Below are 9,497 nucleotides of genomic sequence, written 5' to 3' on the forward strand. Positions count from 1 at the left end.
TCCACGGCGACGGCGACGGCGACGCCGTGGAGCGTCCGCGCGCCCGCCGACCCGGCTGTCGCGGCGTCCGCGGCGTCCGCCGACCCACCCGTCGACGCGCCCGTCGTGCTGCCCGAGACCGTCGCCGGCGGCCTCGCGCTGCGCGGCGTCCCGCTCGTCGAGCCGCTGCTCGTCGTCGCGGCCGCGGGCGCCGTCCTCGGCCTCGGCTGGGCGTACCGGCTCGCCGCGGCCGGCAGCCCGCTGCGGTTCGTCGCGTTCTGGCTGCCGCTGCTCGTGTTCCTCGCGGTCGTCGTGGGGGTCCTGCTCGACCGGCGCACGGACGGCGTCCGGCGCGGTCTCGCGCTCGCGCTCACCGGGTTCGTCATGGCGGCCCCGAAGGTGCTCCGGACGCCGGACATGCCGCTGTACTTCGACGAGCTCGCGCACTGGCGGCAGGTCGACCACATGGTCGCGACCGGCGGGATCCTCCAGGACAACGTCGTGACGATCCTGCGCGACTACCCCGGCCTGCACGCCCTGACCACCGCGCTGGAGCGGGCCACCGGTGCGTCGACGTGGCTGCTCGGCACGGTGCTCGTCGTCGTGCTCCGGGTCGCCGTCCCGGTGCTCGCGGCGACCGTCGGCCGGGCCGCCGGGCTGTCGCCGCGCGCGGCCGACCTCGCCGGGCTCGTCTACGCGCTCAACCCCGGCTTCATGTTCTTCACCGGCATGTACGCCTACGAGTCGCTCGCGATCGTCCTGCAGCTCGCCGTCCTCGGGATGCTCGGCATGGTCGTCGCCGGCTCCCGGGGCCCGGCCGGGGCGGCCCGCCGGCTCGCCGTGCTCCTCACGGCCGCCGTGACGATGACCCACCACCTGACCTCGATCATGCTGCTGGGGATGGTCTTCGGGCTCGTCGTCCTGCACAGCGGCCGGATCGCCCGGCGCGACGTGCGGCGGCTGGAGTCGCGGCGCCGGGTGGCCCGGCTCGGCGTGACGCTCATCCTCGTCGTCCTCGCCTGGACGGCGCTGCACGCGGCCGAGGTGTGGGCGTACCTGTCGGTGTTCCCGAGCAAGGCGGTCGAGCAGCTCGCCGGGCTCGTCGAGTCGCTCGCGGGTGGCGGCGCGCCGGACGCCGCGGCGCCGTCCGCGGTCGCCGCGGACAGCGGCGCCGGGTCGCGCGGGATCCTTGCCGGCGCCGGCGTGCCGGTCTACGAGGTCCTCACCGGACTGCTCAGCGTGCCGCTGCTCACCGCCCTCGGCGCCGCGGGTGCACTGCTGCTCTGGCCGCTGCGGCGTGTGCCGTTCACCCGGCTCGTCGTGGTCGTTGCCGTCGCCTACCCGGCGTCGATGCCGTTCGTCCTCACGGTGCACGGCGCCCCTGCCGCGCACCGGTCCTGGCCGTTCGCGTGGCAGGGCCTTGCCGTCGTCGTCGGCGCCGCGCTCGCGTCCCTCGCCGGGCTGCGGGTCCGGGCACCGGAGGCACGGGAGGGTGCTGCACCGCAGGCCGCCGAGGCCGGTGAGTCGCCGGGCCGGCCGCGCCGCGCCGTCCGCGCCCTGGCCCGCCGCACCCTCGGCCGGGCCCAGGCCTTCCTCGACCGGGTCGCGCCGTCGCCGAGGCTGCGGGGCGTCGCGGTGTTCGTCGTCCTCGCTGTCGTCCTCGTCGGGACCGGAGCCGTCGAGAACAACGCCACCCAGCGCTTCCCCGGCCCGTACGTGCTCGGTTCCGAGGGCCGGGTCCAGACCCCCGAGCTCGTCGCCGCCGCGCGATGGGCCGGCGCGCTCGACGCCGGCCGGGGCGGGCCGGGCGCGGTGGGCGGCGACTACTACAGCACCGGCTACCTCTCGAACGTCGGCAACCTCTCGCCGGTGCAGGACTTCCCGGTGTGGGACCTGTTCTTCTACGACGCGCCCGTGCCGGCGACGACGCTCGAGCGGCTGCCCCGGTCGGGGCTGGGCCTGCTCGCGATCGACCGCCGGATCACCACCGGCAGGCCGGCGACCGGCTTCTACATCGACGCCTCCGAGCCGCCGACGACCGCGCCGGTCCCGGTGACCGCGCTCGACCGGCTCGAGACCTACCCGTGGGCGGTCAAGATCTGGGCAGGGACGAACTACGACGTCTACCGGATCGTCCCCGAGCAGGCCCTGACGCCGGCCGTCCCGTCGACGGTGCCGGGCGGCGCGGTGCCGGACGCCGCGGTGCCGGACGCCGCAGTGCCGGACGCCGCGGAGCCGGTCGGTGCTGTGCCGGACGCCGCGACGGAGGCCGCCCGATGACCCCCTCGCTCGTGCGCCCGCCGGCGCAGCAGGCACCGGACCTACGGCTGCGCCGCGGCCGCCCGCTCACCGGGGCGCAGGCCTGGGCGCTCGCCGGGTGCGGCGTCCTGCTCGGTACCGGGACGTTCGTGCACAGCCCCTGGCTCGTGCCCGCCGTCCTCGCCGCGGCGCTCGTGGCGCCGGGCTACGCCGTCGTCGCGACCTACGCCGCGGCCGTCGAGTACGACTCCGGCGAGGGCCTGTGGCGCACGCTCGCGCTGCGCGTCGTCACCTCGGTCGCGGTGTGGACCGTGCTCGCGACCGCCCTCGTCGTCGTCGGGCTCGACCCGGTGCACGCCGTCCGGGTCGTGGCCCTCGCGCTCGTCGGGCTCGGTGCCGCCGGGGTCGTCGGCCACTGCCGGGCCACCGGCCTGCCGGTCGGGGCCTCGGCGGTCGCGGCGCTGCGGACCTGGCGGGCCGTCCTCGGGCTGCGGCACGTCGCGGCCCCGCTCGTCGGGGCCGTCGTCGTCGTGGCCGCGCTCCTCGGTGCGGTCGCGGTCGCCGGCAGCGGGCCGGCCGGGACCGCGTCCTCCCGGGCGCCGTACGTCTCCGTCTCGGTGGCCGGCGGCGACGGCGTCCTGGCCGCCGCCGGGCAGGGCCGCACCACGGTCGACGTCGTCGTGACGGGGTCGCGGCTGCCCGCCGCCGGTGACCTCGACGCCCGCCTGGAGGTGTACGTCGACGGCCGCCGCCGTGCTGCCCGGGACGTCACGGTCCCCGCGACGGGGTCGACGACCGTGCGGCTGTCCGGCGCCTGGGGGCGGTGCTGGCAGCGGGCCTCGGTCGTCCTCGTGCCGGTCGCCGGGACCGGGACGGCGCTCGCCGACCTCGTGCCGCGCCCGCTCACCCTCGACGGGCCGGGGCTCGGCACGGCCACGGGGACGGCGTGCGCGCGGTGACGTCGCACCCCGCCCGGGGCACCCTGGCCTGAGCGCGGGGGGAGGCGGCACCGCCCGCACCGACGGATCGGACGTGCGGCGCCGCCCCCCGTGCCGGCGCGCCGCAGGGGACGTGCGTGCCGGCGCCGACCGGAGGAGGGGCGTCCACCGGCCGGGGGTCTGCGGCCCTCAGCGTGGCTGGACGAGCCTCAGGGCCAGCGTGGGGCATGCCTGGACGGCGCGCTTGGCGGCGTCCAGCGTCTCGCCGTCGAGCGGTACGCCCTTGTCGACGACCGGGTACCCCCACTCGTCGAGCCGGACCGCCTCGGGCAGCACCTCGGCGCACAGCCCGTGCGCCTTGCACATCGGCCAGTCGACCCGCAGGGTCGGGCCGGCCGGGGGGCGTGCCGGTGCGGTCGCGACCGCCTGCCAGCCCGTGGCCTGGGACAGCCGGGGGACGGCGGGCCCCTCGGACGGCGGCCGGTGGAAGCCCAGCGGGGGCGGCGGGTAGCCCTCCCCGCGGACGTCACGTCGACGCGGAAGCTCGGTCATCGTCGTCCCCTCCTCGTGCCCCGACGGTCCGTGCCCCGACGCCTCGTGCCCGGCCGGTTCATACCGCGACACCGGCGGCGATCTCGCACACGCCGCGCTCGTGGGCCGACACCTCGGACCCGAAGTTGCGCAGCAGCGAGCCGACGAGCCGGGCAGTCCCGTCCGGGTGCGCGCACGCACCGCGGCCGGTCACGAGGCCGGAGAGCTGCTCGATCCGCTCCCGGGCTCCGGGTGCCCCGCCCGTCGCGAGGTGCGCGCAGGCCTCGGCGAGCGCGGGCAGCCCGTTCTTGCACGGCCCGCACCGCCGGGCGCTCTGCCCGGCGAGGTAGTCGACGACCGCCGCCGTGAGCGTGACCGGGCACGCCTGCCGGTCCAGCGGCAGGACGATGCCGGCGCCGAGGGTGGCCCCCACGGACGAGAGGTCCGAGCGGCTCATCCGGCGCTGCACGGCCTGCTCCGGGGGCAGCCACATGCCGTGGTACCCGCCGAGGAGCACGGTGATGTCCGGCTCGTAGCCGCACAGCCGCAGGACCTCCGACAGCGGGGTGCCGAGGGCGACCTCGAGCACGACCCCGCCCGGGCCGTCGCCGGCCACGGTGAGCAGCGTCGTCCCGGGCTCCTCGGGGGTGCCGACGGAGCCGAACCGGGCCGCGCCGAGGGCGACGAGCGCGGCGACCTGGGCGAAGGTCTCGGCGTTCGACAGCAGCGTCGGCCGGCCCTTGAACCCGCTGACCGCCTCCGGCTGCCAGGCGGTGACGGGGAGGTTCTCGCGGCCCTCGAGCAGCTCGATGACCGCCCGGGCCTGGCCGCCGACGAAGCCGCCGCCCGTCGTCCAGATGTCGTAGCGCAGGCCGTCGCCGAGCGCCTTGCGCTCGGCGACCGCGGCCTCGACGGACGGCAGCACCGCGGGCCGCTCGCCGGGGACGACGATCCGGATGTGCTTGACGCCGAGCGCCCTTGCGACCGCCTCCGCACCGTCGAGCACGAGGTGCGGCGCGGTCATCATGAGCGCGCTGTCCTTGGCGCTGCCGGGCTCGCCCTCGCTCGCGTTGACGACGAGGACGCGCCGGCGGCCGGACTCGACGGCCGTCGCGACCTTGCGCGCGAACGGGAAGCCGGCACCGCCGCGGCCGCGGATCTCGGCCGCGGTGAGCAGCGCGAGGAGCTCCCGGACGTGCAGGTGCGGGGGAGCCGGCCAGGTCGCGCGGTGCTCGCCGAGCCCGGGCCCGTGGGCGATGCCGGAGAGCAGCCGCTCGCCGACGACGACGGCGATGTCGGAGGCGTAGCCGGCGCGGGTGACGACGTAGCCGGTCACGCTGTGTCTCCTTGTTCGCGCGAGAGGCGGCGCTCGCTGACGGCGCCTTCCCTCCTCGCTCGCGCGGGGAAGAGCGCCCCGCGCTCCCTCGTCGGTCCAGGCGCCGTCGCGCCGCGTCTCGCGCTCACGCGGCGTACTTCCTCTCGTTGCTGAGGGTCGCGAACCGGACGACGACGGACGCCGCGACGATGCCGATGCTCACGACGGTCGCGCCGAGGCCCCAGGGCGTCGTGGTGGCGTCGGTTCCCAGGCCGATCCCGTGGACCACCCCGAGCACCCAGGCGGCGTAGGAGGTGAGGTGGATCGCCCGCCACGCGCGGTGGCTGAGCCGTTCCCGCACGAGGCTCGTGGCGACGACGACGATGACCAGGTCCGTCGCGAGCGTGCCCAGCCCGACCCAGAGCGGCTCGTAGGGGCCGATGAAGGGGATGAGGACGTCGATCCAGCGGATGTCCACGAATGAGTGCGTGACCGCGGTGAGGATGTGCGCGACCAGCAGCGCGACGCTGATGAGTGACACGTTGCGGTGCAGCGCCTGGGTCGCGAACCGGGGCCAGAACCGGTTGCCGGCGCGGGCCGTGGAGAAGATCCCCAGCGCCGTCGACAGGGTGAACAGCAGCATGAGCGTCACACCGGTGCCGCGCATGAGGTACCAGAGGAACTTCTCGTCGGTGAAGGTCTCGAGCATCAGGACCGCCCTCCAGCGGCGAGGTCGTCGTCGGCGGGCCAGCCCGCCACCAGGGTCACGCCACCGTCGACGTCGACGAGGCGTGCGGCGAGGTCGCGCTCGGCGAGCCAGCGCGGTGCGTCCTCCCCGAGGACGATGCTCGCAGTCGTTGCTGTGTTCGCCGCGACGGCGCAGCCGGCCGACACGGTGACGGTGCGCCACACGGACTCCGCGGGGCGGCCGGTGCGCGGGTCGATGAGGTGGTGGACCCGGCGCCCGCCCCGGTTCCAGTGCCGGCCGAGCACGGACGACGTCGCGAGACCGCCGTGGTCGAGCAGGACCGTCTGCACCGGCGGGTCGTCGGGCAGCTCGGCGATCGTGACCGGCCAGTCGACCGGGCCCGTGCCGTCGCCGTCGGCGAGGGCCGGCGGGACGCCGATGCTGATGTCGCCGCCGAGGCTGACGATGCAGGCGATGCCGCGGTCGGCGAGGTCGTCGGCGAGCAGGTCGCTGGCGAAGGCCTTGCCCGTGGCACCGAGGTCGAGCGCGGTGCCGAAGGGCACGAGCACGGCGTCGTCCTGCAGCCCGACCGCGCGCCAGGCGTCCGGGACGGCCGGCAGCGGCACACCGGCCGGGTCGTCCGGCCGCGACCGGACGGCGCCGATGTCGGCGTCGTACCCGAGCGCGACGAGGCTGCGGCCGAGCGTCGGGTCGACGACGCCGTCGGTCTCTTCGGCGGCGTCCAGGGCGGCGCTCACGGCGGCGACGAGCAGCGGGTCGACGCGCACCCAGCTGCCCGCGCCGAGGTTGGCCCGGGTGAGGTCGGAGTCGGCGCGGAACCGGCTGCAGGAGAGGTCGACCGCGGCGAGCAGGTCCTCCGCCCGGGCGCGCGCCTCGTCGAGGCGACCCGAGTCGGCGACACCGAGCTGGACGTACGTTCCCAGGGCCCGCCACGACGTCTCTGCGAAGGTGAAACCGCCGGGGGCGGTGGTCGTGGCCACGAGGTTCAGGAGCTCGACGTCTTCGTCGTCGTCGAGGGCTTGGGCTTGGGCTTCGTCGTGGTGGTCGTCGTCCTCGGCTTCGACGTGGTCGTCGTCTTCGGCCGCGTGGTGGTCGTGACCCTCTTCGCCGCGGTGGTCGTGCGGCGGACCGAGGCCGTCGTCCGGCGCTTGGTCGTCGTGCGCGCGGCGGGCTTCTTCGACGTCGTCTTCGACTTCACGGAGGTCGTCGTGGTGCCGGCGGGGGTCTCCGGCTCCTCGGCCTCCTCGGTGACCGTGCTCGTCTCGCCCGGCTCGGCGGCGAGGCCGGCGCCGGCGGCCTCCTCGGAGGCCAGCTTGAGGGCGTCCTTGCGCTGGGTCGTCTGGGCGGCGAACGCCGTGGCGAGCCCGGTCGCGGCGACGGCGAGGGCCGTGAGGCCGCCGGTCAGGCCTGACACGACCCGGAGCGTGCGGTCCCGGTCCTTGGTGGTGGTTCGCTTCATGGCCTCAGCATCCCGGGACGCAGGTGAAGGCGCGCTCAGCGCTTGGTCAAGTGCAGGTCAAGTTGTTCGGTTCCGGCCGTTCCTTCGATCGGCGTCCCCGGGCCGTGACTTTACCCGGGGTCACTGTCCGTGACTACCGTCCGGGACGTGCATCGGGACACGTGGTCCGCACGGTGCAGGCGGTCGCGCGGTGTGGTCGACCGAGGCCGCACGCCCCGCCCGCCGTGGCGCTGCGAGCCTTGACCTGGTCTTGACCCGGCGACGACGTGCCCATGACGCCCCGGCCGCGAGGATCTGGTCACGATCACCCGCCGGTCGTGCGGCGCCCTCCGGGCCCCAGGCACCGGCCCGTCCCTCGGAGCGTCCATCGTGAGCACCCGTACCGCCCCCTTCGTCGCCGTCGGCGCCGCCCTCGGTCTCGCCGTGGCCGCCTTCACCTACACCGCGGTGACGAACGCCGCGCCGTCGCCCACGAAGGTGACCCGGACGGCCGTGGACGCCCCGGCGGGTGACGCTGCGGGCACGACCGTCGGCCTGGACGACGCGGCGCCGGTCGCGGCGACGGACGACGCCCCGGCCGTGGAGCCGGCGGACGACGCCACGACGGACGACGGGCCCGGCACCGCTGGCGAGCCGGCCGACGAGAGCGGCGACCGGGCCGGCACCAAGAACGGCGGCACGGCTGACGACCAGGCGGGCGACAAGGCGGGCGACAAGGCCGGCGACAAGGCCGGCGACAAGGCCGAGGACACGGCCGACGACAAGGCCGGCGACAGCTCGGACGACAAGGCCGACGACAGCTCGGACGACAGCGCGGACGACAAGGCCGACGACGACTCCGGCGCCACGGGCCCCGCGGACCGGGCCGACGACCACGACGACGACTCCGACGACTCGGGTGACGACGACTGAGGTCGGCGCCCTGCGTCCGGGGCTACGCCGCCCCGAGCACGACCCGGACGAGCGCCCCGCCCATCTGGGAGCGGCCGAGCTCCAGGCCGCCCCCGGAGGCGATCGCGAGCCGGCGCACGATGTCCAGCCCCAGCCCGGACGAGCCTGCGCCCGAGCTGCCGCGTGCGACGACGTCGCCCGACGGCAGCCCGTAGCCGCCGTCCTCGACGCTGAGCACGACCGCGCCGTCCCCTCGGGCGACCACCCACACCGTGAGCGCCACTCCCTCGTCGGTGTGCGCGAACACGTTGTCGACGAGCACGTCGACGACGTCGGCGAGGTCCGAGGCGTCCAGCCGCACCCGCAGCGGGCGCTCGGGGAGGAAGAGCTGCAGCGCGCGGCCCTGGTCGTCCGCCAGCGCCGACCAGAACTGGACCCGTTCGGCGACGACGCGGCCGACGTCGCACGACGTGCCGGGCTGGGTGCGCGACGGGCGGCGCGCGTCGTGGACGATCGCGTCGACGGTCTTCTCCAGCGCGGAGACGTGCATCCGCAGCCGTTCGCGGACGTCCGGGTCGGCGACGCCGTCCGTGTCGAGCCGCAGCGCGGTGACCGGGGTGCGCAGCCGGTGCGACAGGTCCGCGACGGCGTCCCGCTCGGCGGCGAGGAGCTGCTGGACCCGCTCGGCGAGCCCGTTGAGCGCTCCGGCGAGCGCGACCACCTCCGGCGGCCCGCGCTCGGGCACGCGGGTGTCGAGCGCCCCGGAGCGCATCGTCTCGGCCGCGTAGGCGACCTGCAGGAGCGGCCGGCTGATCCGGCCCGCGAGCCGGGCCGCGAAGACGACGGCGGCGAGCATCAGGGCGAGCCCGAGGGCACCGAGCGTTCCCCAGGCCTGGGCCACGCCGCGGTGCAGCTCGGCGTTCGGGACGACCGTGCGGACGACGACCCGGTCCGCCTTCGTGATGCTCACGACGTAGATGATCTTCCCGGCCGGCGTGGTGACCGTCTGGGCCGTGCCCTTCTCGATCGCGGCGCGCAGTCCCGGGTCGAAGGCCGGCGGCTCCGGGCCGAGCAGCGTCTTCCCCGAGAGCACGACGGTCGGGGGCGGCGCCCCGGGGCGGTCGTCGCCGCACTGCTCGACGACGCGGTCCCGGGTGGCCGGGTCGGTGATGTTCTGCGCCGCGCCGGCGATGCAGACCGACTGGCTCGTGGCGGCGCGGAGCGCCCGGTCCTCGGCCAGCGTGCGCACGAGCAGCCCGAGCGGGATGACGAAGGCGAGGACGACCGCTGATGTCACGGCAGCCACGAGCAGTGCGACCCGACGACGCACCGGCCGTCGCCCTAGCCCTCGTCGGGGGCCGCGAGGCGGACGCCGACGCCGCGGGCGCTGTGGAGGTAGCGGGGTTCGGCGGCGGT

Annotated in this window: 8 protein-coding genes and 1 pseudogene; 3 read left to right on the forward strand and 6 right to left on the reverse strand. The window is 76.2% G+C overall.

Annotated features, from left to right (window positions below):
* Nucleotides 1-2,259, forward strand: a pseudogene (locus EDJALFJO_RS12625) (hypothetical protein); the annotation flags it as partial.
* A complete protein-coding gene (locus EDJALFJO_RS12630; protein ID WP_088285716.1) occupies nucleotides 2,256-3,197 on the forward strand; it encodes a hypothetical protein in 942 nt (313 codons plus the stop codon). The pseudogene EDJALFJO_RS12625 and the gene EDJALFJO_RS12630, both read left to right, overlap by 4 nt.
* Before the next feature lie 168 nt (nucleotides 3,198-3,365).
* Here the strand turns inward: EDJALFJO_RS12630 and EDJALFJO_RS34970 are convergent, their stop codons facing one another.
* From EDJALFJO_RS34970 to EDJALFJO_RS12655, 5 genes are all read right to left on the reverse strand, one after another.
* On the reverse strand, nucleotides 3,366-3,728 hold the full coding sequence (locus EDJALFJO_RS34970; RefSeq protein WP_198950242.1) for a ferredoxin: 363 nt from the start codon (nucleotides 3,726-3,728) through the stop codon (nucleotides 3,366-3,368).
* A 58-nt stretch (nucleotides 3,729-3,786) separates the two neighbouring features.
* Nucleotides 3,787-5,043 (reverse strand): NADH-ubiquinone oxidoreductase-F iron-sulfur binding region domain-containing protein, encoded by a 1,257-nt coding sequence (locus EDJALFJO_RS12640; RefSeq protein WP_088285718.1) that lies wholly within the window; start codon nucleotides 5,041-5,043, stop codon nucleotides 3,787-3,789.
* Between the two features lie 124 nt (nucleotides 5,044-5,167).
* Entirely contained in the window at nucleotides 5,168-5,731 is a 564-nt protein-coding gene (locus EDJALFJO_RS12645) for a ferric reductase-like transmembrane domain-containing protein (RefSeq protein WP_088285720.1), read from the reverse strand.
* Entirely contained in the window at nucleotides 5,731-6,711 is a 981-nt protein-coding gene (locus EDJALFJO_RS12650; protein ID WP_088285722.1) for an FAD:protein FMN transferase, read from the reverse strand. Before EDJALFJO_RS12650 ends, EDJALFJO_RS12645 begins: the two co-directional genes overlap by 1 nt.
* 5 nt (nucleotides 6,712-6,716) lie before the next feature.
* Nucleotides 6,717-7,190: a hypothetical protein gene (locus EDJALFJO_RS12655; protein WP_088285724.1), complete on the reverse strand. Its 474-nt coding sequence runs from the start codon at nucleotides 7,188-7,190 to the stop codon at nucleotides 6,717-6,719.
* A gap of 369 nt (nucleotides 7,191-7,559) precedes the next feature.
* Here EDJALFJO_RS12655 and EDJALFJO_RS12660 point away from each other — a divergent pair, with 369 nt between their 5' ends.
* A complete protein-coding gene (locus EDJALFJO_RS12660) occupies nucleotides 7,560-8,102 on the forward strand; it encodes a hypothetical protein (protein ID WP_088285726.1) in 543 nt (180 codons plus the stop codon).
* Nucleotides 8,103-8,124: 22 nt separating this feature from the next.
* On the opposite strand, the gene EDJALFJO_RS12665 is transcribed toward EDJALFJO_RS12660, so the two are convergent.
* Nucleotides 8,125-9,387, reverse strand: coding sequence for a HAMP domain-containing sensor histidine kinase (locus EDJALFJO_RS12665; RefSeq protein WP_233149832.1), 1,263 nt, complete (start codon nucleotides 9,385-9,387; stop codon nucleotides 8,125-8,127).
* Nucleotides 9,388-9,497: the final 110 nt, after the last annotated feature.

This window comes from Kineosporia sp. A_224 (assembly GCF_002198655.1).
Taxonomy (GTDB): Bacteria; Actinomycetota; Actinomycetes; order Actinomycetales; family Kineosporiaceae; genus R-H-3.

Bases quoted from the DNA above. Each gene is read 5' to 3' on its own strand.
- EDJALFJO_RS34970 (WP_198950242.1), bottom strand. From the start codon at position 3,728: ATGACCGAGCTTCCGCGTCGACGTGACGTCCGCGGGGAGGGCTACCCG.
- EDJALFJO_RS12655 (WP_088285724.1), bottom strand. From the start codon at position 7,190: ATGAAGCGAACCACCACCAAGGACCGGGACCGCACGCTCCGGGTCGTG.
- EDJALFJO_RS12645 (WP_088285720.1), bottom strand. From the start codon at position 5,731: ATGCTCGAGACCTTCACCGACGAGAAGTTCCTCTGGTACCTCATGCGC.
- EDJALFJO_RS12630 (WP_088285716.1), top strand. From the start codon at position 2,256: ATGACCCCCTCGCTCGTGCGCCCGCCGGCGCAGCAGGCACCGGACCTA.